General features: G+C 58.6%; 1 protein-coding gene. It reads right to left on the reverse strand.

Annotated features, from left to right (window positions below):
- Positions 1–175, reverse strand: a 175-nt coding sequence (locus MKD49_RS26480; RefSeq protein WP_371925518.1) for a DUF3073 domain-containing protein, incomplete at its 3' end; no start/stop codon positions are given.
- Positions 176–273 lie beyond the last annotated feature (98 nt).

The raw sequence follows: 273 nt of genomic DNA on the forward strand, positions 1-273 counted from the left end.
CCTCCTGCTGACGGCTCTCGCCTCTCAGCTCTCGCTCCAGTGACTCGAGATCCATGTTCACCGAGCGATACTTCAAATCGCGGGCAACCTTGGTCTGTTTCGCCTTTGCACGGCCGCGCCCCATGTGGGTCGACCCCCTCGCTTCATCAATAGCGGCATTGCCGCCCAAAATCATCAACTATCGTGGTGCACAGGCTACCCGAGCGATGACCCACGTACCAAAGTGGGCCACCGCAAATTGTGTTTCCAGGCGAACGGCCTAGCAGCAAGGAT

It is taken from the genome of Herbaspirillum sp. WGmk3 (genome assembly GCF_023952535.1).
Classification (GTDB): domain Bacteria; phylum Pseudomonadota; class Gammaproteobacteria; order Burkholderiales; family Burkholderiaceae_D; genus Herbaspirillum; species Herbaspirillum huttiense.